This is a genomic window from Campylobacter concisus (assembly GCF_902460845.1).
GTDB classification, from domain to species: domain Bacteria; phylum Campylobacterota; class Campylobacteria; order Campylobacterales; family Campylobacteraceae; genus Campylobacter_A; species Campylobacter_A concisus_X.
On record NZ_CABPVS010000004.1, the window covers coordinates 183,776 to 209,342 of the forward strand.

The following is a 25,567-nucleotide window of genomic DNA, read 5'->3' on the forward strand; positions in this document are numbered from 1 at the left end:
TAATTTTGCTAATTTTTCCTTTGCAAAAATAGTCTTTTAGGCTATTTAAACAAATTTGACCCGATCAAGGGGATTGAAACTTGTCTCCGTTCATTTGTAGAATTACTACTTGTGCCATGAATTTAAACAAATTTGACCCGATCAAGGGGATTGAAACTCATCGCAGCCCGCGAAACCGACAACAGCACGACTATTAGGATTTAAACAAATTTGACCCGATCAAGGGGATTGAAACGCGCTACCTATCCCTGGGTACCCAAAGAATGCGCATTTAAACAAATTTGACCCGATAAAGGGGATTGAAACGGATTAACTGAGCGAGAGCCTGATGCTTGTGGCCATTTAAACAAATTTGACCCGATCAAGGGGATTGAAACAATTTTTCACTTTGAGTTCTATGTTTCCATGTAAACTCACATTTAAACAAATTTGACCCGATTTAGGGGATTGAAACCATTATCTATCTCTATGGTTTGCAAATCCATCTGTTTGTATTTAAACAAATTTGACCCGGTCTAGGGGATTGAAACAACTCAACTTCAAGGGGCACAGCTTCGATGTATTTAGATTTAAACAAATTTGACCCGATCTAGGGGATTGAAACATTAGCACGACTACCGCCATATTGTATGGTCTTGTTTCATTTAAACAAATTTGACCCGATCAAGGGGATTGAAACATTAGCACGACTACCGCCATATTGTATGGTCTTGTTTCATTTAAACAAATTTGACCCGATCAAGGGGGCTAAATTCCATAATCCATATATAAATTTAGGCCATTTCGCTTACATAAAAATTGTAAATCTTTTTGCTGTCATTTTTTGTGACGTATCTTGTCCATGTTTCATTTTAAATTGCTGCATATTTACAAAAGGAAGAGTAATGAAAATAATAGCAAGAGATGTGATAATAGTGGCATCTATCAAAAGAAACATCAATCTACAAGCAAGAATTGTAAAGTCAAAAAAAGATCTATATAAGAAAGCAAAAGCGTTTAAATTGTCCTAAGCTTGAATAAGTCTATTACCAAAAAACACTATGATGCCTACTCAAATGTGATCCAGTATCTCTATCCGTTTCAAGTGTTTTAAGTGGATTAGCCAAAATAGTATCTAGCAAAGATAGAGTATAGTCGTCAGCACTTTTTATCGTAAAAGTATTTTTCGCAATTATTTTTTTACACCAGTGATATTATCATTTATGATAACTTTTGAGTAGAAATATTTTAATGTGAGCTTGGTATTTTTAACAAGGTAGTTTTTTATCTTAATATTTAACGTCTAAAATAGGTGCCATATTGGGTGCCATCTATTTAGACATTTTTAGCAATTATAATAAACTTATATAAAACTTAGAAAAGCGTATTTTAGGGATTTATAAATCAAAATAAATCTTAAGAAATACTTAGTAGTTCGATTCTGCCTCTAACCACCATTAACCTTTCCTTAAACATCAATCATTTTTCTTTTGGTTCTATTAAATTTCGTATTTACAAGACTTCTAGGTTATTTATAAAATTTAAATAAATTTTTATTATTAGTAAATTTAAAATATAACAATGCTATTTTCATTTTATATATTCTAAGACAAATAAAATCTTCAAGATCAAATAAAAAATTTGTAAGGGATAATCTTATAAATTTTATCCTAAATAAGCCTTATTAATCAAAATGTTATATTTGTATCAAATCATCCTTAAAATATAAGTTTAATCTAAATCCATAAGAGATATAATCTTGATTAAATTTATATTAACTTAGGAGGTTTCATGGATTTTCTCATGAATTTAAGTGAAGGCATGCAGTTTGCTATCCAGCTTCTCATCGTCCTTATCTGTTTGTTCTACGGAGCTAAAAAAGGCGGTATCGCGCTTGGTATGCTAGGTGGTATCGGTCTTATTGTTCTTGTTTTTGGATTTAACATTGAGCCTGGTAAGCCTGCTATCGATGTTATGCTAACTATCCTCGCTGTTGTTGTGGCAAGTGCTACGCTTCAAGCTAGTGGTGGTCTTGATGTTATGCTTCAAATAGCAGAAACTATACTTAGAAAAAATCCAAAATATGTAAGCATCTTGGCTCCATTTGTAACATGTACGCTTACTATTTTATGCGGTACTGGACACGTTGTTTATACCGTGCTTCCTATCGTTTATGATATCGCTATCAAAAATGGTATCCGCCCAGAGCGACCAATGGCAGCAAGCTCAATAGCTTCACAAATGGGCATCATAGCAAGTCCAGTTTCAGTTGCTGTTGTAACTCTTACAAGCTTTCTTATTAATGCTAAAACTCACCTAGCTGGCTTTGATGGATATTTAGATCTTTTAAAGATTACGATTCCATCAACATTTTGCGGTGTTTTAGCGGTAGGAATTTTTAGCTGGTTTAGAGGCAAAGATCTTGATAAAGACGAAGTATTTCAAGCAAAGCTTCAAGATCCTGAGTTTAAAAAATATGTTTATGGCGATAGTGCGACACTTTTAGGCAAAAAGCTTCCTGGCTATCAATGGGCTGCAATGTGGATATTTTTAGGCTCTATCCTTGTAGTTGCGCTTCTTGGATATTTTAAAGATCTTCGTCCAAGCTGGACTACTTACAAAGACGCAACGGTCGTTCAAGTAATAGCTAACCTTCCAACTGAGCAAAAAGTTTTAAAAACCTTAAAAATAAAAGACGCTAGCATCCAAACAGAGGCGGCTGAGTTAAAAGTAGCAAACGATAAGCTAAATGCCAATCAAAAAGCTCAATCAGTCAAAATCATCGGCAAAGATGCAAATCAAACTCTTACTCGCACAGCTGATGGTGCAGTAACATATATAAATGAAAAAGGCGCAAAAGAAGAATTTCAAGGTGCTTACATCAATATAAGCAACAAACAAGCATCTTCAAAAAGCCTAAGTATGGTTCATGTTATCCAAATTTTCATGCTTTTAACTGGCGCTATCATCTTAATCTTTACACCAACAGATGCTAGCAAGATCGGTAAAAACGAGATATTTAGATCAGGTATGATCGCTCTTGTTGCAGTTTTTGGTATCTCTTGGATGGCTGAGACTATGTTTGCAGTGCACACTCCGATGATGAAAGAGGCGCTAGGAAGCATCGTAAAAGAGCACCCTTGGACTTATGCGGTTATGCTTTTGATTATCTCAAAATTTGTAAATTCTCAAGCTGCAGCCTTGGTTGCATTTGTGCCATTAGCATTAAATATCGATGTTAATCCTGCTATCATTCTAGCCTTTGCACCAGCTTGCTACGGATACTACATCCTGCCAACATATCCAAGCGACCTTGCGGCTATCCAGTTTGATAGAAGCGGTACGACACATATTGGTAAATTTGTTATCAATCACAGCTTTATCATTCCGGGTCTTATTGGCGTTATATCCTCTTGTATATTTGGCTATATTTTTGCAACTGCTTTTGGATATCTATAATAGATAAATTCTCTTGCTGCTAGTAATTTCTAGTGGCAAGAGTAGAATTTATCAAAGCTTATCTTTAAATTTTTGTTTATTGCTCATATAAACGAAGCTTAGCACTTCGGCTACGGCCCTAAAAAGATGTGCCGGTATCGTATCATCGACTTCACAAATTTTATAAAGCTCTCTTGCGAGTGGTGGGTTTTCATAAATTTGCACACCATTTTCAACGGCTATTTTTTTGATTTGCAGTGCTAAAAAATCAACACCTTTTGCAAGTATTATCGGCGCCTCGTCGCGACTTTTATCATATCTTATCGCCACGGCGTAGTGAGTAGGGTTTGTGATGACGACGTCAGCTTGTGGGATATTTTGCATCATTCGACGCTTGGCTGCACGCATTTGTGCTTGACGAATTCTGCCTTTTACCTGCGGATCTCCTTCCATTTGCTTATACTCATCTTTTATCTCTTGCTTGCTCATACGAAGGTCTTTAAAATATTGAAAACGCACGATGAGAAGGTCGATAAGTCCGATCACGAAAAGTATAAAAAGCATGACACTAACAAGAATGATGAGCTTTTCTTTTAGCCAAGCAAGCTGATCAAACATAGAAAAAAAGAGCGTGTGTGGTAGCTCCTTTATAAACTGCAAGAAAAAATAAAATCCAACTCCAAAGACGATGCTAACTTTTAGCACGATTTTGATGCTGTCTATCACTTTTTTCATCGAGAATAAATTTTTTAGCCCTTTTAGCGGGTTTATCTTGCCAAAATTTGGCATTATAGGCTTTGTGGTAAAGATAAATCCAAACTGCATTACATTTGCGATGACACCAGCGATCGCTACGCAGATACAAACTGGAAGTATCATAAGAAGCGACCTTGCAAAGGTATTTACGACGATCATTTTTACAGTTGGCAAGGTAAGTGGCTGACCGATAAATTTTGAGTAGTAGATATAAAGTGAGATGATCTGTTCTTTCATAAAATTTAGCATCGCAAGTAGTACGCCAATAGCAATAACTAGGGTCACGAACCCAGCTAGGTCCTGACTTTTGGGAACGTTGCCGTCCTTTTTGGCATCTTCTATCTTTTTGGGGGTCGCTTCTTCGGTTTTTTCCTGATCTTCGCCTGCCATCTTTATCCCATACTTGCTTAAATTTGGGGCGATTATAGCCAAAATACGGTTAAAATATCCGCTAAAGCCACCTTTCGCACGTGGAAAATTAGGCGTTTTTGGCTAAAATTAGCAAAAATAAGGGGCGAACAAAATGTCATTTTTAGAAGGCTTATTTAACATTTTCAAAACCAAGAAACCACCAAAAAGCGATGAAGAGCTACTTTTAGACGAGTATGCAAGCATTTACTACGAAATAAAAGAGAAAAATTTAAACGAATACGACTTTTTATGTGGGCTTATACGATTACTCTCTTTTTCAAGAGCTAGACGCTACGACTTCTGCCTTGAAAAGTGCCTAGCTGATGGCGATGCCGAGAGGCTAAATGATCTCGTCTTTCAATACGCTAAGCTAGGCTTACTCCCAGGATGCAGCGGTGGATATGATCAGTGCGAGAAGCTCATACCGGCATTTTTTGCTATCGCTTGCGGTGACACAGATGGTATGACACGGATCTTTCCAAAAGGTCTGCCGCCCAGCAAAAATGGCTATAAATTTCTATGTGTTACGCATGATCTGCTCACAGCGATGCTTTGGCAGGATGAAAATTTACTTGCCCCAGCTCTAGAAAAAGCCCGTACTTTTGCAGAGTCTAAAAAGCCAACAAACGAAAGAGAGGCGATTAAATTTGTGCTTGCCTTGTATGAAAAAGATACGGCTGCTATGAGCGAGCATTTGCAGAAATTTTGCTCCACTTTTGGCAGGACAGATGCACCTAAATTTGAAAAACGCCTCTACATCTTTGCGCACGGACTTCATGCCTTAGCGCGCTACTTTTTACCGCTTGAACTCTTTAAAGAGATAAAGCTACCAAAGAACGAGAATTTCAGTAAATTTTACGCAAAGAGGCTCTTTCAAAATGAAATTCCCAAGCCAAAACTTTATTTTACTTTTCCGCCTGAGCTTGAACTGATAAATGTGATTTTAAATGCGCCAGTAGCTAAAACTCTGATATATCAGCCATATTTGCCAAATGACAAAACATTTTTTCTGGATCACGATGCGATGATTAAAAATTTAGCCGACGAGATCATAAAATCAGGGGCATTAAAGTAGAATTTATAAACTTTTGGCTAATATTCACACCTTACAACCAACAAAGCTCCATAAATCTTTTGCAAAAAAGTGCTTTTTGGTCTTACCAAATTTTAGAAAGGTAGAGTATGTCAAAATACGCTATATTTAAGCATGGCGGTAAGCAATATCGTGTTAGCGAGGGCGAGTACCTTAAGCTAGATCACTTTAGCGCTGAAGCTAAATCAACCGTTGAGATTACAGAAGTTTTGGCTGTAAATGACGGCGAAGTAAAGGTAGGTGCGCCATTTGTGAAGGGTGCAAAAGTTGTTCTTGAGGTCGTTAATGAAGGCAAAGACAAAAAAGTAGTTATCTACAAAAAACGCAGACGTAAAGACTCAAAACTAAAACGCGGCTTTAGAAGACAATTTACACGTGTAAAAGTCGTAAGTATCGCAGCTTAAGGAGATAAGATATGGCACACAAAAAAGGTCAAGGTTCAACCCAAAATAACCGTGATAGTATCGGACGCCGATTAGGTGTTAAGAAATTTGGTGGCGAGTTCGTTCGTGCTGGAAATATAATCATCCGTCAAAGAGGAACAGCAACTCACGCTGGAAATAACGTAGGTCTTGGTAAAGACCATACAATTTTTGCATTAGTTGATGGCTTTGTAAAATTTGAAAGACTTGATAAAAACAGAAAAAAAGTATCTGTTTATCCAGCTGCATAATCTCAGGGGCAATCGCCCCTTTCTTTCTTAAAATTATTCAAAAATCAAAATTTTTATTTAGTGTTTAGAATTTTTCAAATAGCTGTGTGAGAGAAATTTTAAATCAATCACAACTCTATATTTCGAGCTTCATGGTGTTTATATTTGCTTTATTTTAATCAAGATATCACGATTTAATTTCAGTAAAGTTGGATATAATCCAAATAAAAAATTTAAGGTAAAAAATGTTTATAGATAGTGCAAGATTGACTCTAAGTTCGGGGCATGGTGGAGCTGGAGCTGTGAGTTTTCGCCGTGAAAAACACGTCATTTTAGGTGGTCCTGATGGCGGAGATGGCGGAGATGGCGGAGATGTTTATTTTGTTTGTGACAACAATACCCATACTTTAGCAAATTATAAGGGTAAAAGAGCCATGAAGGCTGGCAATGGTGAAGCTGGCATGGGCAAGCGAATGACTGGCAAAAAGGGCGAAAATCTAGAACTAATAGTCCCTCCTGGCACAGCTGTTTATGACGCACAGACAAATGAACTACTCTGTGATATAGTTAGCAAGGGTCAAAAGACGCTATTTTTAAAGGGCGGTAAAGGCGGACTCGGAAATTTTCACTTTAAAAGCTCTATCAACCAAGCTCCAGAATACGCACAAAAAGGTATGCCTGAAGAGAGTATTGAAGTAAGGCTTGAACTAAAGCTCATTGCTGACGTGGGCCTTGTTGGCTTTCCAAATGTTGGTAAATCAACTCTCATTTCAACAGTATCAAACGCCAAACCACAGATCGCAAACTACGAATTTACGACGCTTACACCAAAGCTTGGCCTTGTTGAGGTCGATGAGTTTAGTGGCTTTGTCATGGCTGACATCCCTGGCATCATCGAGGGAGCGAGCGATGGACGCGGTTTAGGCGTTAAATTTCTAAAACATATCGAGCGAAATAAAATTTTACTTTTTATGATAGACGGAGCAAACTATAGAGGTATGAGCGAGCAGTTTAGTGTGCTAAAAGAAGAAGTCGCTAAATTTTCAAGTGTACTTGCTAGTAGGGACTATGCTATCGCTATCACCAGAGTCGATGCGGCGGAAAATTTAGATGAAAATATAAAAGAATTTATGAAATTTTTAAAGCTAAAGCCAGAGCAAAACGGTAAATTTATCTACAAACAAGATTTACTCAGCTTTGATCATTCAAAACCATATTTTATTTTGCCGATCTCGTCAGCGACAAATGAGAACATAGATGAGCTTAAATTCGCACTTCTTGAGCTACTTAAAAATGAGCTTTGAGTTGTAACTTTTTGGCGCTTTGGGCATAGATCTTTAAGAGTATAAAATGAAGAAAATTTTTTGCATTATGCTATTTTGTCTTGGTGTATATAGCTGTGATCCAGCGGATCCGGCATATATGTTTTTGGATTACAATGACATAGATCGTGACGGTATGCTAAATTTAGATGAGTGGACGTCCTGCAAAGTGCCATCAGCGCTAAAAATAGCACCAGATCTATGCACTAGTAAGGAATTTAAGAGGCTGGATCTTGATCGTAGTGGCAAAGTTAGCATTAATGAGCTAGGAAGTTTGATATTTCAAAAGATTGACTGGCAAGAAGATCCATGCGCCTCTTGGCTGACTGGCAGTAAAAACGTAGATCAAAATAAAAGTCGTTGAAATTTAAAGGAAAGTGATGAATGTAGTTTTTATGGGGACGCCTGATTATGCCGTTAGGATACTTAGGCACCTAAAAGAAGCTGGCTTTAATATAAAAGCGGTCTTTACCCAGCCTGATAAGCCAGTTGGCAGAAAGCAAATTTTAACTCCAAGCGAAGTTAAAATTTATGCGCAAAACGAGCTAGCAGGCGTACCAGTCCTTACGCCAAATACGCTAAAAGATGAGGCGGTGGTTAACGAGCTAAAGGCATTTAAACCTAAATTTATCGTGGTGGCAGCTTACGGCAAAATTTTGCCAGAGAGCGTGCTTGAGGTGGCAACTTGTATAAATTTACACGCTTCGATCTTGCCAAAATATAGAGGTGCTAGCCCCATTCAAAGCGCGATCCTAGCAGGCGAGAAGCAAACTGGAGTGACTGCAATGCTAATGGACGCTGGCCTTGATACTGGCGATATGCTAGATTTCATCTACACACCTTGCGAGAGCAAGATGTCAAGCGAGCTTTTTAGTGAGCTAGGCGAGCTTGGCGGCGAGCTAATCGTAAAAGTGCTAAGAAATTTTGAAAATTTAAAGCCACAAAAGCAAGATGAGAGCAAGGCCACGCACTGCAAAAAGATAAGCAAGAGTGATGGACTTTTTAGTTTTGATGAAGAGGCAGGGCAAATTTATAATAAATTTCGTGCACTCACACCTTGGCCGGGGATTTATTTAGCGAGCGGGCTAAAAATTTTATCGCTTGAGCTAAGCGACAAAAGTGGCAGAAGTGGAGAAATTTTAAGCGTAGAAAAAGATCACGTCGTGGTTGCTTGCAAGGGTGGTGCAGTTAAAATTTACGAGCTTCAAGAGCCAAGCAAAAAGCCAACAAACGCAAAAGCATATATAAATGGTAAGCGCCTTAGCGTTGGCGACAAGATAGAGTAATAATCAAATTTAATAGGAGAAAATATGAAAAATGCACTAAGTATAGCAGGTGTTGATCCAAGTGGCGGAGCTGGAGTTTTAGCTGATATAAAGGTATTTATAGCACACGGCGTCTATGCGATGGGAGCGATCACGGCGGTCACTGCTCAAAATACAAAAGGTATCTTTGGCATGCAGCTAGTCGATACTAAACTCATTGAGGATCAGATCAAGGCGATATTTGATGATATAAAAGTTGATGTGATAAAAATAGGCGTTGTCCCAAGCGTGGATATCATAAAATGCGTAGCAAAAACGTTAAGAGAGATCAAAAATTTACCGCCAGTTGTGCTTGATCCAGTGATGAGCTGTAAAAATGGCGATATCTGGCTAGAGGGCGCTGCAAAAGACGCGATCGTGGAGGAGCTTTTCCCGCTTGCGACCGTGATCACGCCAAATATCTTTGAAGCGCGCGAAATTTTAAAGCGTGAGCTAAAGGGCGAGAGCGAGCTAAAAGAGGCTTGCAAGGAGCTTTTGAAATTTGGCACAAAGAGTGTTTATCTAAAGTGTGGCGAGCTTGATGGCAAGTCGCTTGATATATTTTATGATGGCAGCGAGTATGAAATCTTTAGCGATGAGCGCATAAAAACGACTGCAACACACGGCTCAGGCTGCTCGCTATCAAGTGCGATCGCTTCAAATTTAGCAAATGGCCATAGCCTAAAAGAAAGCGTGAAAAAAGCACATGATTATATCTTTAACGCTATCAAAAACGCGGTCATCATCGGCGGCGGACAAAATCCGGTAAATCACTTCTATAAATTTAAGGTGTGATTTGAAAGTAGAGTTTTTTCAAAGTCTGCCTTCGACGCAGGAATTTTTGATAGATGCCCTAAAAAACGGCGAGATAAAAGCTCCGTATATGGTCGTAGCGTATAATCAAACAAAAGGGGTCGGTAGTCGCGGCAACAGCTGGGAGGGGCTTGGCGGAAATTTGTTTATGTCGTTTTGCATAAGTGAAGATGAGCTGTCAAGCGACATACCACCGCCTTCGATCTCAATATATTTTTCTATGTTGATGCGTGAAGTCTTGAGCGAACTTGGCTCAAAGTGCTGGTTAAAATGGCCAAATGACTTTTATGTGGACGAGCGCAAGATAGGTGGCACTTTAACAAATAAAGTAGATGAAATTTACATTTGTGGCATGGGGATAAATTTAGCTAGCGCGCCTGAAAATGCGGGCATTTTGGATATAAAAACTAGCGTAGATGAGCTAGTTTGGGGCTTTATTAGCATGCTTGATAAAAAGATTTTATGGAAGCCAATTTTTAGCAAATTTAGGATAGACTTTTGCAAGTCAAAAGGTTTTATTACGCATATTGCAAATAGAGCTGTTTCGCTTCAGGATGCTGAAATTTGTGATGATGGAGCGATCTTACTAAATGGGGAAAAGGTATATTCTTTAAGATGAGCGAGATAATAACAATAGCTAATCAAAAAGGCGGCGTTGGCAAGACCACAACAGCCGTAAATTTAGCCGCATCACTGGCGGTTGCTGAGAAAAAAGTATTATTGATAGACATCGATCCACAAGCAAACGCGACAACTGGACTTGGCTTTAGTAGAAGTGACTATGAGTTTAACATTTATCACGTCTTAACAGATAGAAAAAAGCTCTCGCAAATCGTGTTAAAAACTGAGATCCCAACACTTTTTTTAGCTCCGTCAAATATAGGGCTTGTCGGCATCGAGCAAGAATTTAATGATCAAAATAAGGACTATAAACTAATCCTTAAAAATAAAATTTCAGAAGTTGTAAACGACTATGATTTTATTATAATTGATAGTCCTCCAGCACTTGGTAGCATCACGATAAATGCTCTTAGTGCAAGTGATAGTGTTATCATCCCGATTCAATGTGAATTTTACGCACTTGAGGGCTTAGCTCAAATTTTAAATACGGTTAAGATCATCAAAAAAACGATAAATCCAAAGCTAAATATAAAAGGCTTTTTGCCAACTATGTTTAGCTCGCAAAATAATCTCTCAAAAGAGACTATTGCAAATTTAAAGCAGCATTTTGAAAATAAGCTCTTTAAAAGCAAGGACAGCAAAGAGGAATTTGTGGTCGTTCCAAGAAATGTGAAACTTGCTGAAAGCCCAAGTTTTGGTAAGCCAGTGATACTTTATGATATAAAATCACCAGGCTCGATCGCATATCAAAATTTGGCATATTGTATTTTAAACTAAAAAATAAGGAAAAAAATGGCTAAAAAAGGTGGATTAGGGCGTGGACTTAGTGCGATACTTGAAGATGTAGAGCAGGCCTACAGCAAAGAGATTGCAAATTTAAACGACTCTGAGATAGTCGAAGAGATAAATATAGATGAAATTTTACCAAACCCATACCAGCCAAGAACGCATTTTGACGAAGAAGCTTTAAAAGAGCTAAGTGCCAGCATCAAAAGGCACGGACTGATCCAGCCAATAATCGTCATCAAAAAAGATGATGGCTATATGCTAATAGCCGGTGAGCGAAGATACCGCGCTACAAAGATGCTTGGAGCAAGCAAGATAAAGGCGATCATCGCTGACATCAAGTCTCAAAATTTAAGAGAGCTTGCACTTATCGAAAATATTCAACGTGAAAATTTAAATCCGATCGAACTCGCAAAGTCGTATAAAGAGCTTATAAATGAGTATAAGATCACACAAGACGGCTTAGCAAACATCATCCATAAGAGCAGAACTCAAATAACAAACACAATGAGACTTCTACTTCTTAGCGACTATACACAAAAACTTTTACAAGAAGATAAGCTTACACAAGGTCACGCTAAAGTTATAGTTGGGCTTAGCACCGAAGAAGAAAAGATGGTTGTTGATACTATAATTGGTCAAAAGCTAAGCGTTAGAGAAACAGAAATTTTAGTAAAAAAGATAAAAAATAAGGAAGAGATAAAAGACAAAAAGCCAAAAATTTCTGAGGAAATGAGCAAAAAATTATCAAATTTACAAGAAATTTTTAAAAATTTAAAGATAAAGACAAAAGTAAAATCTAGCAATCTAGTTTTAGAATTTAATAATATTTCACAGGTGGAAGAATTTATTGCTAGGCTAAAATAGAATTACAAATTTATTTTTATTTTTAGTAATTTATTGTAGAATCAGACTTTAATTTGAATATTAAATAAAACTTAATGATAAAATAAGGAGAGTGGATGTTAGAAATAGATGTGCCATTGATGCTTTTAACGGCTATCGTTTTCTTAGTATTGATCGCTATTTTGAATTCCTTGCTTTATAAGCCAATGCTCAAATTTATAGATGACAGAAATGCCTCTATAAAAAATGATGAAGAGAGTGCTAGTAAAAATGCAAGTGATCTAAGTGTTCATGAAAAAGAGATTGAAGAGATTATATTAAACGCAAGGACTGAGGCCAATAAAATAAGGCAAGAAGCCTTAAATTTGGTAAAAGAGGAGTCTTTAAAAGAAGTAAATGCTGTAAAAACTAGTTTAGAGGCTGATTACAATGAATTTTTAAATGCTCTAAGCTCCCAGAAAGATAACTTGAAAGCAGATCTATCAGCTAAACTACCTGAACTTAGAGCGGCTTTAAATGCCAAGCTCTCTAAAATTTAAAGGAATTTTATGAAGATAAAAATTTTATTTTTTCTAGCACTTCCATTTCTAGCTTATGCTAGTGGGCATGGCGGAACAAATTACGATATAGTAGAGAGAACGCTAAACTTCTTACTTTTCTTTGCTATTTTGGTATATTTTGCAGCTAAGCCACTAAAAGCTCTTTATCAAAGCAGAATTGACAGGATCGCAAATAAGCTTGAAAGTATCCAAGAGAAGCTACGCGATTCTAAAGCCAAAAAAGATGATGCTCTAAAACGTGTTGAGGAAGCTAAACAAAATGCAAATTCCCTAATCGAAACTGCTAAAAAAGAGGCTTTAAATTTAGCTGCTAAGGTTAAAAGCGACGCTCAAAATGATATAGCAAATCTTCAAAAGAGCCACAAAGAGCAAAAAGAATTTGAAGAGCGCAAGATGACAAAAGGCGTTGTAAATGAAATTTTGAGCGACATTTTCTCAAGCGATAGCCTAAAAGTCGATCAAAAAGAGCTTGTAAATATCATACTTAAAAAGGTTAGCTAATGAATGAAGTAGTGGCTAAAAAATACGTAAAAGCGATCTTAAGTGACGTAAAATCAAATGAACTTAATGTATTTGTTGAAAATTTATCAGAGCTGGCAGCAGCTTTTGCTAGCGATAAATTTAAAAGCATTATAAGTTTGCCTACTTTAAAGGCTTCACAAAAGGTTGATTTTGTACTATCTTTGGTTAAAAATCAAGATGCTAAATTTGCAAATTTTATTAAGCTTCTTGGTGCAAATAAAAGACTGGAGCTTATCCCAGCGATCTTAAACGAGATGAAGATAGAGCAGTCTTTGCTTGAAAATACATATCGTGGCGAGGTTATTGGAAATTTTGATCTAAGCGCTGATCAGTTAAAAGCTCTAGAAGAGAATTTCTCTAAGAAATTTAACTCTAAGATCAAGCTTGATGGCTCAAAGAGCGATTACAACGGCGTAAAAGTTGAGTTAGATGATTTAGGTGTCGAGGTAAATTTCTCTATCGATAGACTAAAAAGTCAAATGAGTGAATATATATTAAAAGCAATTTAAAAAGGAGTGAAAGCGTGAGTGCAAAAATTAAAGCTGACGAAATTAGCACGATAATCAAAGAGCGTATTGAAAATTTTGATTTAAGTGTTGATGTAGAAGAGACCGGTAAAGTCATCTCAGTCGCTGATGGCGTTGCTAACGTTTATGGTTTGAAAAACGTTATGGCTGGCGAGATGGTTGAATTTGAAAGTGGCGAAAAAGGTATGGCTCTTAACCTTGAAGAGAGCAGTGTTGGTATAGTTATCCTTGGAAAAACTAGCGGTATCACAGAAGGAAGCTCTGTAAAAAGACTTAAAAAACTTCTACGTGTTCCGGTTGGTGACGCATTGATTGGCCGTGTTGTAAATTCACTCGGTGAGCCAATCGACGCAAAAGGACCAATCGAAGCTACTGAATCTCGCTTCGTTGAAGAAAAAGCAAAAGGCATCATGGCTAGAAAGAGTGTTCATGAGCCACTTCAAACAGGTATCAAAGCGATCGACGCACTTGTACCAATCGGTAGAGGTCAAAGAGAGCTTATCATTGGCGACCGCCAAACTGGTAAAACAACGGTTGCTATCGATACTATCATCAACCAAAAAGGTCAAGATGTTATTTGTATCTATGTAGCTATCGGCCAAAAACAATCAACCGTTGCTCAAGTCGTTAAAAAACTTGAAGAATATGGCGCTATGGACTACACGATAGTTGTAAATGCTGGTGCTAGTGACGCAGCTGCGCTTCAATACCTTGCACCATACGCTGGCGTAACAATGGGTGAATACTTTAGAGATAACTCTCGCCACGCGCTAATCATCTATGATGACTTGTCAAAACACGCGGTTGCTTACCGTGAGATGTCTTTGATCTTAAGAAGACCACCAGGTCGTGAAGCTTACCCAGGTGACGTTTTCTACCTTCACTCAAGACTTCTAGAAAGAGCAAGTAAGCTAAATGACGCGCTAGGTGCTGGATCTTTAACAGCTCTACCTATCATCGAAACTCAAGCAGGCGACGTTTCAGCTTATATTCCAACAAATGTTATTTCTATTACAGATGGTCAAATTTTCCTTGAGAGCGACCTATTTAACTCAGGTATCCGCCCAGCGATCAACGTTGGTCTTTCTGTATCTCGAGTCGGTGGTGCAGCTCAGATCAAAGCTATCAAACAAGTTTCTGGTACGTTAAGACTAGACCTTGCTCAGTACCGCGAACTACAAGCCTTTGCTCAGTTTGCAAGCGACCTTGACGAGAGCTCAAGAAAACAACTAGAGCGTGGTCAAAAGATGGTTGAAGTACTAAAGCAACCTCCATATTCTCCACTTCCAGTTGAGAATCAAGTAGTTATCATATTTGCTGGCGCTAAGGGCTATTTGGATGATGTTGCAACTGCAAATGTAACAAAATTTGAGGCTGAGCTATATCCATATATAGAGGCGAAATACCCTGAAATTTTTGAGCAAATCAGAACTAAAAAGGTTCTTGATAAAGAAGTAGAAGAAATTTTACATAAAGCGTTGAAAGATTTTAAAGCGACTTTTGCCGCTAACTAGGGCTAAGATATGTCAAATTTAAAAGATATAAAACGAAAGATTAAGAGCGTCCAGAATACTCAAAAGACGACGCGTGCGATGAAGCTTGTCTCAACAGCAAAGCTTCGCAAAGCCGAAGAGGCTGCTCGATACTCTAGAGTTTACGCACTTAAGATCAATGAGGTTTTATCGGAGATAGCTTATAAGATCAATCAATATGCATCAGTTATGACTGAGAGTAAATTTTTTAACACAACAAAGAGTGTAGAAAAGGTTGATATTATATTTGTTACCGCTGATAAAGGGCTTTGCGGTGGCTTTAATGTCCAAACTATAAAGACAGTTAGGCGCATGATTGATGAGCTAAAAGCCAAAAAGATCAAGGTCAGACTAAGAGCTGTTGGTAAAAAAGGTATAGAATTTTTCAATTTTCAAGGCGTTGAACTACTTGAGACTTACGTCGGAGCTAGCTCTTCTCCTACATATGAAAAAGCTCAAAAAATCATAAAAGATGCCATCGATGACTTTACAAACGGCATAACTGATAAAGTCGTGCTAATACACAATGGCTATAAAAATATGATTTCTCAAGAGATTAGGGTAAATGATATTGTGCCTATTGAGCCGTCTAAGATAGTTGCTGTTGAGACAAATTCTTTGATGGAATTTGAGCCAGAAGACAATTATACTAAGATCATGGATGAATTGCTCAATAAATATTTTGAGTATAGTATGTATTATGCTTTAGTTGACTCTTTGGCGGCTGAGCACAGTGCTAGAATGCAAGCTATGGATAATGCAACAAACAATGCTAAACAACGCGTTAAACAGTTAAATCTTGCTTACAATAAAGCAAGACAAGAGTCTATTACCACTGAGCTTATCGAGATCATCAGTGGTGTTGAATCAATGAAATAAAAGGAGTATGAATGAAGGGTGTTATTAGTCAAGTTATGGGCCCTGTGGTCGATGTTGACTTTAATGACTACTTGCCAAAGATCAATGAAGCTATCGAAGTTTTCTTTGAGGTTGAGGGCAAGAAACATAAACTAATATTAGAAGTTGCTGCTCACCTAGGCGATAATAGAGTCAGAACGATCGCTATGGATATGAGTGAGGGCTTGACTCGTGGCTTAGAGGCTAAAGCACTTGGTGCACCTATTAGTGTGCCAGTTGGTGAAAAAGTTCTAGGTAGAATTTTTAACGTAGTTGGTGATTTGATCGACGAGGGCGAGGGTATAAATTTTGATAAGCATTGGTCTATTCACCGCGATCCTCCTCCATTTGAAGAGCAAAGTACAAAAAGTGAAATTTTTGAAACTGGTATCAAGGTAGTCGACCTTCTAGCTCCTTATGCAAAGGGCGGTAAAGTAGGTCTATTTGGTGGTGCTGGTGTTGGTAAAACGGTTATTATTATGGAGCTTATCCACAACGTTGCGTTTAAACACAGCGGTTATTCTGTATTTGCTGGTGTTGGAGAGAGAACTCGTGAAGGAAACGACCTTTATCATGAAATGAAAGAAAGTAATGTTTTGGATAAAGTTGCCTTGTGCTATGGTCAAATGAATGAGCCACCAGGAGCAAGAAACCGTATCGCACTAACTGGTCTTACAATGGCTGAGTACTTCCGTGATGAGATGGGACTTGACGTTTTGATGTTTATCGATAACATATTCCGTTTCTCTCAATCAGGTGCAGAGATGTCAGCTCTACTTGGACGTATTCCATCAGCTGTTGGTTACCAGCCAACTCTTGCAAGTGAGATGGGTAAATTCCAAGAGAGAATTACATCAACTAAAAAAGGTTCAATCACTTCTGTTCAAGCCGTTTACGTTCCTGCGGACGACCTTACAGACCCAGCTCCTGCAACTGTTTTTGCGCACCTTGATGCCACAACAGTTCTTAATAGATCTATTGCAGAAAAAGGTATTTATCCAGCTGTTGATCCGCTTGATTCAACATCAAGAATGCTCGATCCTCAAATTTTAGGAGCAGATCACTATAAGGTAGCTCGTGGCGTTCAAGCTGTGCTCCAAAAATATAAAGATCTTCAAGATATCATTGCGATCCTTGGTATGGATGAGCTTAGCGAAGAAGATAAGCTAACAGTTGATAGAGCAAGAAAGATAGAGAGATTTTTATCTCAGCCATTCTTCGTTGCTGAAGTATTTACAGGTAGCCCTGGTAAATATGTAAGTCTTGACGAAAATATAGCTGGCTTTAAGGGAATTTTAGAGGGTAAATATGATCACTTACCAGAAGCAGCATTTTATATGGTTGGAAATATAGATGAGGCTTTAGCTAAAGCTGAGAAACTTAAGGCTTAAATTTAAAAAGGAAGCGTAATGGATAAATTACATTTAGAGATCGTAACTCCTCAAGGTCAGATATTTAATGATGACGTGAGCAGTGTAGTGCTTCCAGGTAGCGAGGGTGAGTTTGGTGTTTTACCAAACCATGCCTCATTAATATCTCTTTTAAAAGCAGGTATTATAGATATAGAACATAAAAATAAAAAACATGATGTTGTTGCGATTAACTGGGGCTATGCAAAGATTGACGAAGGTAAGGTAGTAATACTTGCTGACGGTGCGGTTTACGTCTCTGGTGATAGTGAAAGTGAGCTTGCAAATTCATTGGAAGCTGCTAGAAATTTGATAGAGAGCATGAGCAGTGATACAAATGCTTTTGCAGCAACTATATCTAAAATGGAAAATGTAGTGAGAACTAGATAAGTGGGCGGTATAGATTTATTTTTAAATTACATTCAAAGAAGTAGTTTTATTACAATTATTGTTTTAACTTGGCTGTCAATATATTTTATAGTTAGTTTCACAATTCTTTTTTCAAGAATGGCTGGTATTGGAGCTTGGCAAAAACGTGAGCAAAATGCACTTGAAGCACTGCTTATGGGTGCTAAAAATATTCCAAATGATTCGTCTTTGAGAAAATGTGCAAATGGAAGAATCTCAAGAGAAAAACTAAACGTATGTATAAGTATAGCCGAGAAAAATGCTACAAGTGGACTAACGTGGCTAAGTGTAATAGCATCTACTTCGCCTTTTATCGGTCTTTTTGGAACCGTTGTTTCTATTTTAGAGACATTTTCACAGCTTGGAAATGGTGGAGGTTCATCACTTGGTATTATCGCTCCAGCTATTTCAGAGGCACTTGTTGCAACTGGTTGTGGAATTTTTGTTGCCATCCCAGCATATACATTTAACTTACTCATAAAAAGAAAAGCTTATGAATTAATGAGTGTTATTGAGCGTCAGGCTGATGTAATGATAGCACTTAAAAAAGATGATGAGATACTATAAATGGCCGTTAAATTTACCGATGAGACACCAGAGCTAAATATAACTCCTCTTGTTGATATTATGCTTGTTTTACTAGCCATTTTAATGGTTACTATGCCAACTATAACATATCAAGAGGATATTACTCTTCCGGATGGTTCAAAGGCAAAAACTTCAACATCTAAGCAAAAAGATCTTATAGTATCTATAAATTCGCAAGGACAAGTTAGAGTTGATCAGAGTACTATGAGCCTTGCTGAGTTTCCTGATAATATCGCATTAATGAGTACAAAATACGATAAAACCTCGCCTATCTATATAAAAGCTGACAAAAATTTAAAATACGATGATGTTATGTTTGTATTAAAGACTTTGAAAGGTGCTGGTTTTAATAAAGTAGCTTTAGAGACAAACGGTTAAGATGTCAAATAAAGTTAAATTTCCAACGCTTAGTTCGTTTCTTGTAGCGTCTTGTATTTACGTTATTATTATACTTATTTTGTTTATAAAGCTTACATTTTTTGTAGAGCCTCCTAAAAAATATACCGATGATAAAGATGCTATTATGGATGTGGTTATGGTTGATAGAGAAGTTGATCAAACCATTAAAGCTCCAAAACAAGCAGATGAAGTAGTTAAAGAGACAAAGCCTGAACCTAAAAAGGAATCTGAAGAAGATAAACAAGAGACTACAAATAAGCCTGTTGTACCAGAGGAACCATTGCCTACCCCAAGCTTACCAACTCCTCCAAAAGAGGAACCAAAACCTGAGCCTAAAAAACCAGAACCAAAACCAGAAATTTTAAAACCAAGTGAAGAACCCAAAGAAGATGTTAAGCCAGAGCCAAAACCTGAGCCTAAGCCTACACCAAAGCCAGTTGAAAAGCCAAAACCAAAAGAGCCAAATATAAAAGACCTCTTTAGTGACATAGACCCTACAAAACTTAAAAAAGATGATGGTATAAAAAAGGCCGAAAATAAAGTGCAAAGCCGTAAAAAAAGTGAAGCTTCTAGTTCAAAAGCCGCAAAAGAAGCTAGTGATATAATAAAGAGTTTAAAGATAGATCAAAATCCAACTGCTCCAAAATCACAATCTACCGGTACTTACGATCCACTAATGGGTGCGATAACAAAACAAATTCAAAGAAGATGGCAAAGCTATAAGGCCGATTCTGCAAATTTAGCTAAAGTTAAAGTTATGATAGATCAGAGCGGAAATTTTAGCTATGAAATTTTAGAGCTATCATATAATGAAGAATTTAACGCAAAAGTAAGAGAGTGCTTAGAAAAACTTACAACGGAGAAATTTCCATTCAATCCAGACAAAAGCACTACTTTTAATTTAAATTTAGAAGATAAAATAAACTAAAATTTATAAAATTATGGAGTAGAGATGAAGAAAATTTTTCTTTTTTTATGTGTTGCTCTAGGGCTTTATGCTGCTGATGCAACCATATCTGTTGTAAATCAAGGTATTGCCTTGCCAAAGATAGCTTTGCAAGATGCAACAACTGCTGTTAGCGATGCGGGGTTTAAAGATAAATTCTTTAAAATCATGCTAGGAGATCTAAAGGTTAGTTCCGATTTTGAAGTAATCGAAGATCATGTGCCTTCTACCTATGAAGGAGATGCGACTACTAATACAATGAGTGATAAAGGCGTCGAGCTTATCTTTAGATATGCTCTTGAAGGCTCTATTGGCTCGCCTCTTACTTTGAGAGTAAAACTGATAAACGCTAAAACAGCAACTACAAGATATGAGAAGGTTTATACTATGCCAGACGGCGCAAAGTATCCGTTTTTGGCGCATAAAAGTATAGTTGAGCTTACTAATGAACTAAATTTACCACCAGTTGGCTGGATGGAAAAATTTATTATTCTTTCAAAATATACTTCAGCTCGCCAAAGCTCTATCATAGTTGCTGATTATACACTTACATATCAAAAGACTATAGTAAGTGGTGGGCTAAATATTTTCCCTAAATGGGCTGGAGCTGATCAAAGTAAATTTTACTATACATCTTATGTAAACAATAAGCCAACTTTATTTAGATATGATCTAAATTCTGGCACAAAAACAAAGATAATTGATAGCATTGGCATGCTTATAGCCTCAGATGTTAGTAAAGATGGAAGTAAAATTTTATTAACTATGGCACCAAAAGATCAACCAGATATATTTATCTATAATACAAATAGCAAAAATTTGACGCAGATTACTAATTATCCAGGTATAGATGTAAATGGAAATTTTGTAGATAATGATAGTAAGATAGTTTTTGTATCAGATAGGCTTGGCTATCCAAATGTTTTTGCAACTCCTGCGATTTCTGGTGGAAGCGTTGAACAAATGGTATTTCATGGTAAGAATAATAACTCTGTAAGCACATTTGAAAATTATGTTGTTTATTCAAGCAGGGAAGCAAGCGGTAGTTTTAATATATATCTAATTTCAACTCAAACGGATTTTATACGACAGCTTACAGCAAATGGCAAAAATAACTATCCAAGATTCTCAAGCGATGGGCAAAGTGTTGTCTTTATAAAAGAGCTTGGCGGTCAAAGTTCACTAGGTGTTGTTAGGCTAAATGAAAACAGAAGTTTTCAGTTTCCTTTAAAAGTAGGAAAAATTCAATCTATAGATTGGTAATATTCTGATAAAATTTAAAATTTTTGTGATATAATTCGACCAAATTTCTAAAAAAGGATAAGGAATGAAAAAAGTAGTTCTAGCAAGTGTTGCAGTTGCAACTTTATTGTTGAGCGGTTGTAGCTCAAAAAACCCTGAAGTTGATATGAATTCAAATTCAAATCAATCTGCAGACAATTCAGGTAGCATGAGCGATGCTGATAGATTAGCAGCTCTTATTGCTAACATCGAGAGTCAAGTTAAAAGTGTATACTTTGACTTTGATAAATTTAATATCAAAGCTGATCAACAAGGCGTTGTTAGCTCAAATGCATCAGTATTTAACCAAGCTGACGCTCAAGCTCTTTCTATAAAAGTAGAAGGTAACTGCGATGAGTGGGGTACAGATGAGTATAACTATGCTCTTGGTTTAAAACGTGCTAAAAGCGCTAAAGATGCTCTTGTAAGAAATGGCGTTAGTGCTGATAGAATCGCTGTAGTTAGCTTTGGTGAAAGCAATCCAGTTTGCACAGATAAAACAAAAGCTTGCGATGCTCAAAATAGACGTGCAGATTTCAAAGTACTTCCATAATTTATAATTAAATAATAATGAACAAAAAAATAATTGTAGTGGCTCTGATAGGAGCCACTATCTCTATTACCTTCGGTCAAGAGATTTCAGCTTTTGATGCAGGCAATATGGATAGTGCTAATCCATACGGTCTAACTGACAATGAAAAAGTTACCCTAAATAATAAGCGAAGTGTTCAAAATATTGAAGAGAATATGAATAGTGTTTTAGAACAACTTCAAGGTTTGCAAAGTTTGATTGAGAGCATGAGTGCTAGAATGAATAAGCTTGAGCAAAGAATAAATGATATAGAGACGAAGGTAAATGGTGGCATAAGTGATTCTGGTGTAAGTTTGACATCACTGAAGGCTTATGTTGATGAAACTAGAGATATACAAGACAAAAACTATAAGAATATCACTGCTGCCTTAAATAAATTAGGTGCAATAATGGATAAAAATGCTGCCCAACCAAAGCAAAATACAAATCCAAAACAACAAAATAAGCCAACTTCAAATTTTAGTGGAAAAAGCGATAAAGATATTTTAGCTGATGGCATTAAGCTTTTAAATTCTGGCAATAGCACAGAAGCAGCTGAATATTTTGAATACTTAAATAAAAAAGGCTATAAAACTGGTGTTTCAAATTATTATCTAGGCGAAGTTGCTTATAGTCAAAAATCATACAGCACAGCCATACAATACTATAAAAAAAGTATACAAAGTGAAGATAAGGCTGACTACACTCCAAAACTTCTATATCACACAGCTATAAGCTTTGATAAGATAGGTGACACGCAAAGTGCAAATAGATTTTATAAAGCTTTAAAAGTCGGCTATCCAGATAGTAAAGAAGCCAAAGCCTCTCCTAATAGAAACTAAATTTTAATCTTTTTTAGATATAATCCCACATTAATCAAGAAACCAAATCTAAGGAGATTATTGTGAGTAAAGATCAAGTCATAACTATGTTTTACGAACTAAAAGATGCCAACACTGGTGAAATTCTAGAGTCAAATATGCAAGAAGGTGGCCAAATTTCATTTATAACAGGGCATGGCCATATTATAGAAAAGCTTGAAGAAGAAGTAAGTAAATTAAAATCAGGCGAAAGAACAACTATAAGCGTAAAGGCAGTAGAGGGTTGTGGTGAATATAATAATGATGCCATTCAGTCGTTACCAAAAGAGCAGTTTGCTGGTATAGATTTGCATGAAGGAATGGAACTTTTTGGTCAAAATGAGGATGGCTCAAGCGTTCGTGTTATTGTTAAAGAGATTAAAGATGACGAAGTAACAGTTGATTTTAATCACCCATATGCTGGTAAAGATTTGCTATTTAATGTTGAAGTTTTAGAAGTTAGAGATGCAACAGAAGATGAAAAAGCAACAGGCATAGTAGCCGGGGCTCATACTTGCGGTTGTGGTGGTCACGATCATGAGCATGAGCATGAGTGCTGCGGTGGACACGGACATGGACACGAGGACGGTGGTTGCGGTTGCGGTGGACACGGACATCACCATCACTAAGAAGCTAAAATGAAAAAAATTGCTTTTGTTTTTGCGGGCCAAGGCTCGCAAAGTATTGGTATGGGAAAAGACTTTTATGAAAATTTTTCTACTGCTAAGTTACTTTTAAATGATGCTTGTAATGACACTGGCATTGATTACAAAGAGCTTTTATTTACACAAAACGATAAGTTAGATAAAACAGAATTTACTCAGCCAGCTATCGTTTTAAACTCGCTAATGACTTATTTGGCTTTTTCAAATTTTATTAAAGAAAAACCAGAATTTAGTCTTGGGCACTCACTTGGAGAATTTACTGCTCTTGCAGTTAGTGGAGCATTTAATTTTATTGATGCGATTAGGCTTGTAAATTTACGTGGTAAATTTATGCAAGAAGCTTGTATTGGTAAAGATGCCGGCATGATGGTAGTTCTTGGACTTAGTGATGAAGTGGTTGAAGAAATTTGTAAAAAAGCAAGAGAAGAAGGTTTGCAAATTTATGCTGCAAACTACAACTGCGATGGACAAATCGTTGTCGCTGGCGTAAGAGCCGATCTTGCTAGCTATGAAGCAAAATTTAAAGAAGCTGGCGCAAAAAGAGCAATGCTTTTAAATATGTCAGTAGCAAGCCATTGTCCGATACTTGAACCAGCTAGTATTAGGCTGGCAAGCGAGCTTGAGAGTACTTTGGCTACCAAATTTTCTCCAGTTGTCTCAAATGTAAATGCTAAAATTTATACTGATAAAAGCGAAGCACTAGTCCTGCTAAAAGAGCAGCTAATAAAACCAGTTTGCTATAAACAGAGCATTAAAAACTATGAAAATAATGTTGATTGTTTTATCGAGCTTGGTGCTGCGACGCTAAAGGGCATCAATAAAAAAATTACCGAAAAGCCAACTTATAGTATTACTGATATGGCAAGTCTTGAAGAAGTTGTGAAAATTTTGGAGGAGAGATGATAGCGATACTTGGAGCTATGCAAGAGGAGACAACACCGATCCTTGAAATGGTTGGTGAATATAAAACTGTTCAATATGCAAATAATAAATTTTACTTAGCAAACTATAAAGGAAAAGAGCTAGTCATTGCCTATTCAAAGATAGGCAAAGTAAATGCAGCTATAACAGCAACTTTAATGATAGAAAAATTTAAGGCCTCAAAGTTGCTCTTTACTGGCGTAGCTGGCTCACTTGATGAGAGTTTAAAAATAGGCGATATGCTTTATGCTACTAGCTTAGTGCAACATGATCTTGATATTACGGCTTTTGGCCATCCTTATGGCTATGTGCCAGGCACAAGTATATTTGTTAAAAGCGATGAAGGACTAAATGAACTGGCAAAAAAGATAGCTGATAAAAAAGATATGAGCTTAAGTGCTGGTATTATTGCGACCGGAGATCAGTTTATCTGCGATAATGAAAAGAAAGCTTGGATAAAAAAGATATTTAATGCGAGCGCTACCGAGATGGAAGGTGCTAGCGTTGCACTAGTTTGCGAAATACTAGGTGTGCCATTTTTTATACTAAGAGCTATCAGCGATGGAGCTGGTGATGCAGCAGAGTTTGACTTTGATAAATTTTTGCAAGATTCAGCAAATATTAGTGCAAAATTTATACTTGAAATGGTAGAAAATTTATGATAGAGCTTAGTAAAAGGCTTCTTAGGCAAGTTGGTCAGACAAATGCTAGATACAAGATGATAGAGGGCGGAGATAAGATCTTGCTTGGTCTTAGCGGAGGTAAAGATAGCCTCGCACTCGCTCACGTACTAAAGCATATCCAAAACGTTACACCTGAAAAATTTGAGTTTAAAGCAGTAACACTAAGCTACGGCATGGGTGAGGACTACGCTTATCTTACAAAGCATTGCAATGAGCACGGAATAGAGCACGAAGTAATAGATAGCTCAATTTTTGAAATTTCAAAAGAGAAAATCCGTAAGAATTCTAGTTTTTGTAGTTTCTTTTCTCGTATGAGAAGAGGCTATCTTTATACTTACGCTTTAAGGCATGGTTTTAATAAACTTGCGATTGCACATCACTTAGATGATGCAGCGGAGAGCTTTTTTATGAACTTTACATATAATGGTGCACTAAGGACGCTTGCTCCAAAATATACTGCAAAAAATGGCATCACGGTTATTAGGCCATTTATCTTCGTTCGCGAGAGACAGCTTCGCGAAAATGCTATCAAAAATGAATTAAGAGTTATCGGTGATGAAGCATGTCCTGCAATGAGATTTGACGTAAAGATGCCACATGCTAGATATGAAACCAAACAGCTTTTAGCAACTTTAGAAAAAGAAAATCCAAAGCTTTTTACTTCGCTAAAAGCAGCATTTGAAAATATTCATACTGATACTTTTTTTGCTCTCAATAGCAGTAGTGAAGAGTAAAATTTTACTTGCTTTTTGGGACTAATCCCAAGAAGCAAGCTAT

General features: G+C 36.9%; 30 protein-coding genes. 29 read left to right on the top strand and 1 reads right to left on the bottom strand.

Annotated features, from left to right (window positions below; translation table 11 throughout):
- Positions 1-884: 884 nt before the first annotated feature.
- A complete protein-coding gene (locus F3H00_RS10700) occupies positions 885-1,010 on the top strand; it encodes a hypothetical protein (protein WP_262367348.1) in 126 nt (41 codons plus the stop codon).
- A gap of 760 nt (positions 1,011-1,770) precedes the next feature.
- Positions 1,771-3,438, top strand: a complete 1,668-nt coding sequence (locus tag F3H00_RS06205) for an anaerobic C4-dicarboxylate transporter (RefSeq protein WP_072593834.1) — start codon at positions 1,771-1,773, stop codon at positions 3,436-3,438.
- Between the two features lie 51 nt (positions 3,439-3,489).
- Here F3H00_RS06205 and flhB read toward each other — a convergent pair whose 3' ends face one another.
- Complete coding sequence (gene flhB / locus F3H00_RS06210) at positions 3,490-4,563, bottom strand: flagellar biosynthesis protein FlhB (RefSeq protein ID WP_035167257.1); 1,074 nt, start codon at positions 4,561-4,563, stop codon at positions 3,490-3,492.
- Positions 4,564-4,696: 133 nt separating this feature from the next.
- Between flhB and F3H00_RS06215 the strand changes: the two genes are divergently transcribed.
- The 27 genes from F3H00_RS06215 to F3H00_RS06345 all read left to right on the top strand — a co-directional run bounded on the left by F3H00_RS06215 (position 4,697) and on the right by F3H00_RS06345 (position 25,524).
- The gene (locus F3H00_RS06215; RefSeq protein WP_148799199.1) at positions 4,697-5,659 is read left to right on the top strand and encodes a hypothetical protein; all 963 of its coding nucleotides are present in this window, start codon (positions 4,697-4,699) and stop codon (positions 5,657-5,659) included.
- A 107-nt stretch (positions 5,660-5,766) separates the two neighbouring features.
- The gene (gene rplU / locus F3H00_RS06220) at positions 5,767-6,081 is read left to right on the top strand and encodes a 50S ribosomal protein L21 (RefSeq protein ID WP_021090648.1); all 315 of its coding nucleotides are present in this window, start codon (positions 5,767-5,769) and stop codon (positions 6,079-6,081) included.
- Between the two features lie 11 nt (positions 6,082-6,092).
- Positions 6,093-6,350 carry a 50S ribosomal protein L27 gene (rpmA, locus tag F3H00_RS06225; protein ID WP_002942569.1) on the top strand — a complete coding sequence of 86 codons (258 nt, stop codon included), beginning with the start codon at positions 6,093-6,095 and terminating at the stop codon, positions 6,348-6,350.
- 224 nt (positions 6,351-6,574) lie between these two features.
- Complete coding sequence (obgE, locus tag F3H00_RS06230; RefSeq protein ID WP_148799201.1) at positions 6,575-7,633, top strand: GTPase ObgE; 1,059 nt, start codon at positions 6,575-6,577, stop codon at positions 7,631-7,633.
- 46 nt (positions 7,634-7,679) lie between these two features.
- Positions 7,680-8,015: an EF-hand domain-containing protein gene (locus F3H00_RS06235; protein WP_148799203.1), complete on the top strand. Its 336-nt coding sequence runs from the start codon at positions 7,680-7,682 to the stop codon at positions 8,013-8,015.
- Positions 8,016-8,031: 16 nt separating this feature from the next.
- A complete protein-coding gene (fmt, locus tag F3H00_RS06240) occupies positions 8,032-8,937 on the top strand; it encodes a methionyl-tRNA formyltransferase (RefSeq protein WP_148799205.1) in 906 nt (301 codons plus the stop codon).
- 24 nt (positions 8,938-8,961) lie between these two features.
- Entirely contained in the window at positions 8,962-9,750 is a 789-nt protein-coding gene (thiD, locus tag F3H00_RS06245) for a bifunctional hydroxymethylpyrimidine kinase/phosphomethylpyrimidine kinase (RefSeq protein ID WP_148799207.1), read from the top strand.
- A gap of 1 nt (position 9,751) precedes the next feature.
- Entirely contained in the window at positions 9,752-10,387 is a 636-nt protein-coding gene (locus F3H00_RS06250; protein ID WP_107811723.1) for a biotin--[acetyl-CoA-carboxylase] ligase, read from the top strand.
- The gene (locus tag F3H00_RS06255) at positions 10,384-11,166 is read left to right on the top strand and encodes a ParA family protein (RefSeq protein WP_021090449.1); all 783 of its coding nucleotides are present in this window, start codon (positions 10,384-10,386) and stop codon (positions 11,164-11,166) included. The genes F3H00_RS06250 and F3H00_RS06255 overlap by 4 nt, the downstream gene beginning before the upstream one ends.
- A gap of 15 nt (positions 11,167-11,181) precedes the next feature.
- On the top strand, positions 11,182-12,042 hold the full coding sequence (locus F3H00_RS06260) for a ParB/RepB/Spo0J family partition protein (protein WP_148799209.1): 861 nt from the start codon (positions 11,182-11,184) through the stop codon (positions 12,040-12,042).
- Positions 12,043-12,137: 95 nt separating this feature from the next.
- On the top strand, positions 12,138-12,560 hold the full coding sequence (locus F3H00_RS06265; protein ID WP_148799211.1) for a FoF1 ATP synthase subunit B': 423 nt from the start codon (positions 12,138-12,140) through the stop codon (positions 12,558-12,560).
- Between the two features lie 9 nt (positions 12,561-12,569).
- Positions 12,570-13,082 carry a F0F1 ATP synthase subunit B gene (locus F3H00_RS06270; RefSeq protein WP_103580397.1) on the top strand — a complete coding sequence of 171 codons (513 nt, stop codon included), beginning with the start codon at positions 12,570-12,572 and terminating at the stop codon, positions 13,080-13,082.
- The gene (locus F3H00_RS06275) at positions 13,082-13,612 is read left to right on the top strand and encodes a F0F1 ATP synthase subunit delta (RefSeq protein ID WP_148799213.1); all 531 of its coding nucleotides are present in this window, start codon (positions 13,082-13,084) and stop codon (positions 13,610-13,612) included. Before F3H00_RS06270 ends, F3H00_RS06275 begins: the two co-directional genes overlap by 1 nt.
- A 14-nt stretch (positions 13,613-13,626) precedes the next feature.
- Entirely contained in the window at positions 13,627-15,144 is a 1,518-nt protein-coding gene (gene atpA, locus F3H00_RS06280; RefSeq protein WP_009294343.1) for a F0F1 ATP synthase subunit alpha, read from the top strand.
- Positions 15,145-15,153: 9 nt separating this feature from the next.
- Positions 15,154-16,041, top strand: a complete 888-nt coding sequence (atpG, locus tag F3H00_RS06285) for an ATP synthase F1 subunit gamma (protein WP_002939426.1) — start codon at positions 15,154-15,156, stop codon at positions 16,039-16,041.
- 11 nt (positions 16,042-16,052) lie between these two features.
- Positions 16,053-17,450 carry a F0F1 ATP synthase subunit beta gene (gene atpD / locus F3H00_RS06290; RefSeq protein WP_002939420.1) on the top strand — a complete coding sequence of 466 codons (1,398 nt, stop codon included), beginning with the start codon at positions 16,053-16,055 and terminating at the stop codon, positions 17,448-17,450.
- Positions 17,451-17,468: 18 nt separating this feature from the next.
- Complete coding sequence (atpC, locus tag F3H00_RS06295) at positions 17,469-17,858, top strand: ATP synthase F1 subunit epsilon (RefSeq protein ID WP_021090667.1); 390 nt, start codon at positions 17,469-17,471, stop codon at positions 17,856-17,858.
- Positions 17,859-18,443 (top strand): MotA/TolQ/ExbB proton channel family protein, encoded by a 585-nt coding sequence (locus F3H00_RS06300; protein WP_051288435.1) that lies wholly within the window; start codon positions 17,859-17,861, stop codon positions 18,441-18,443.
- Complete coding sequence (locus tag F3H00_RS06305; protein WP_021090535.1) at positions 18,444-18,842, top strand: biopolymer transporter ExbD; 399 nt, start codon at positions 18,444-18,446, stop codon at positions 18,840-18,842.
- A gap of 1 nt (position 18,843) precedes the next feature.
- The gene (locus F3H00_RS06310; protein ID WP_148799215.1) at positions 18,844-19,791 is read left to right on the top strand and encodes a TonB C-terminal domain-containing protein; all 948 of its coding nucleotides are present in this window, start codon (positions 18,844-18,846) and stop codon (positions 19,789-19,791) included.
- Positions 19,792-19,815: 24 nt separating this feature from the next.
- A complete protein-coding gene (gene tolB / locus F3H00_RS06315) occupies positions 19,816-21,072 on the top strand; it encodes a Tol-Pal system protein TolB (protein WP_103640530.1) in 1,257 nt (418 codons plus the stop codon).
- A gap of 64 nt (positions 21,073-21,136) precedes the next feature.
- Positions 21,137-21,643 carry an OmpA family protein gene (locus F3H00_RS06320; RefSeq protein WP_021090913.1) on the top strand — a complete coding sequence of 169 codons (507 nt, stop codon included), beginning with the start codon at positions 21,137-21,139 and terminating at the stop codon, positions 21,641-21,643.
- Positions 21,644-21,660: 17 nt separating this feature from the next.
- Positions 21,661-22,503, top strand: coding sequence for a tetratricopeptide repeat protein (locus tag F3H00_RS06325; RefSeq protein WP_148799217.1), 843 nt, complete (start codon positions 21,661-21,663; stop codon positions 22,501-22,503).
- Positions 22,504-22,565: 62 nt separating this feature from the next.
- Positions 22,566-23,150 (top strand): FKBP-type peptidyl-prolyl cis-trans isomerase, encoded by a 585-nt coding sequence (locus F3H00_RS06330; protein WP_148799219.1) that lies wholly within the window; start codon positions 22,566-22,568, stop codon positions 23,148-23,150.
- Between the two features lie 9 nt (positions 23,151-23,159).
- Complete coding sequence (gene fabD, locus F3H00_RS06335; protein ID WP_148799221.1) at positions 23,160-24,089, top strand: ACP S-malonyltransferase; 930 nt, start codon at positions 23,160-23,162, stop codon at positions 24,087-24,089.
- Positions 24,086-24,769: a 5'-methylthioadenosine/adenosylhomocysteine nucleosidase gene (locus F3H00_RS06340; protein WP_148799223.1), complete on the top strand. Its 684-nt coding sequence runs from the start codon at positions 24,086-24,088 to the stop codon at positions 24,767-24,769. Before fabD ends, F3H00_RS06340 begins: the two co-directional genes overlap by 4 nt.
- The gene (locus tag F3H00_RS06345; protein WP_148799225.1) at positions 24,766-25,524 is read left to right on the top strand and encodes a tRNA 2-thiocytidine biosynthesis TtcA family protein; all 759 of its coding nucleotides are present in this window, start codon (positions 24,766-24,768) and stop codon (positions 25,522-25,524) included. The genes F3H00_RS06340 and F3H00_RS06345 overlap by 4 nt, the downstream gene beginning before the upstream one ends.
- Positions 25,525-25,567 lie beyond the last annotated feature (43 nt).

Bases quoted from the DNA above. Each gene is read 5' to 3' on its own strand.
- fabD (WP_148799221.1), top strand. From the start codon at position 23,160: ATGAAAAAAATTGCTTTTGTTTTTGCGGGCCAAGGCTCGCAAAGTATT.
- atpG (WP_002939426.1), top strand. From the start codon at position 15,154: ATGTCAAATTTAAAAGATATAAAACGAAAGATTAAGAGCGTCCAGAAT.
- F3H00_RS10700 (WP_262367348.1), top strand. From the start codon at position 885: ATGAAAATAATAGCAAGAGATGTGATAATAGTGGCATCTATCAAAAGA.
- tolB (WP_103640530.1), top strand. From the start codon at position 19,816: ATGAAGAAAATTTTTCTTTTTTTATGTGTTGCTCTAGGGCTTTATGCT.
- F3H00_RS06215 (WP_148799199.1), top strand. From the start codon at position 4,697: ATGTCATTTTTAGAAGGCTTATTTAACATTTTCAAAACCAAGAAACCA.
- rpmA (WP_002942569.1), top strand. From the start codon at position 6,093: ATGGCACACAAAAAAGGTCAAGGTTCAACCCAAAATAACCGTGATAGT.
- F3H00_RS06325 (WP_148799217.1), top strand. From the start codon at position 21,661: ATGAACAAAAAAATAATTGTAGTGGCTCTGATAGGAGCCACTATCTCT.
- F3H00_RS06340 (WP_148799223.1), top strand. From the start codon at position 24,086: ATGATAGCGATACTTGGAGCTATGCAAGAGGAGACAACACCGATCCTT.
- rplU (WP_021090648.1), top strand. From the start codon at position 5,767: ATGTCAAAATACGCTATATTTAAGCATGGCGGTAAGCAATATCGTGTT.
- atpD (WP_002939420.1), top strand. From the start codon at position 16,053: ATGAAGGGTGTTATTAGTCAAGTTATGGGCCCTGTGGTCGATGTTGAC.
- F3H00_RS06270 (WP_103580397.1), top strand. From the start codon at position 12,570: ATGAAGATAAAAATTTTATTTTTTCTAGCACTTCCATTTCTAGCTTAT.
- thiD (WP_148799207.1), top strand. From the start codon at position 8,962: ATGAAAAATGCACTAAGTATAGCAGGTGTTGATCCAAGTGGCGGAGCT.
- F3H00_RS06345 (WP_148799225.1), top strand. From the start codon at position 24,766: ATGATAGAGCTTAGTAAAAGGCTTCTTAGGCAAGTTGGTCAGACAAAT.
- F3H00_RS06310 (WP_148799215.1), top strand. From the start codon at position 18,844: ATGTCAAATAAAGTTAAATTTCCAACGCTTAGTTCGTTTCTTGTAGCG.
- F3H00_RS06235 (WP_148799203.1), top strand. From the start codon at position 7,680: ATGAAGAAAATTTTTTGCATTATGCTATTTTGTCTTGGTGTATATAGC.
- F3H00_RS06205 (WP_072593834.1), top strand. From the start codon at position 1,771: ATGGATTTTCTCATGAATTTAAGTGAAGGCATGCAGTTTGCTATCCAG.
- fmt (WP_148799205.1), top strand. From the start codon at position 8,032: ATGAATGTAGTTTTTATGGGGACGCCTGATTATGCCGTTAGGATACTT.
- atpC (WP_021090667.1), top strand. From the start codon at position 17,469: ATGGATAAATTACATTTAGAGATCGTAACTCCTCAAGGTCAGATATTT.
- F3H00_RS06305 (WP_021090535.1), top strand. From the start codon at position 18,444: ATGGCCGTTAAATTTACCGATGAGACACCAGAGCTAAATATAACTCCT.
- F3H00_RS06275 (WP_148799213.1), top strand. From the start codon at position 13,082: ATGAATGAAGTAGTGGCTAAAAAATACGTAAAAGCGATCTTAAGTGAC.
- F3H00_RS06255 (WP_021090449.1), top strand. From the start codon at position 10,384: ATGAGCGAGATAATAACAATAGCTAATCAAAAAGGCGGCGTTGGCAAG.
- obgE (WP_148799201.1), top strand. From the start codon at position 6,575: ATGTTTATAGATAGTGCAAGATTGACTCTAAGTTCGGGGCATGGTGGA.
- F3H00_RS06260 (WP_148799209.1), top strand. From the start codon at position 11,182: ATGGCTAAAAAAGGTGGATTAGGGCGTGGACTTAGTGCGATACTTGAA.
- F3H00_RS06265 (WP_148799211.1), top strand. From the start codon at position 12,138: ATGTTAGAAATAGATGTGCCATTGATGCTTTTAACGGCTATCGTTTTC.
- F3H00_RS06320 (WP_021090913.1), top strand. From the start codon at position 21,137: ATGAAAAAAGTAGTTCTAGCAAGTGTTGCAGTTGCAACTTTATTGTTG.
- flhB (WP_035167257.1), bottom strand. From the start codon at position 4,563: ATGGCAGGCGAAGATCAGGAAAAAACCGAAGAAGCGACCCCCAAAAAG.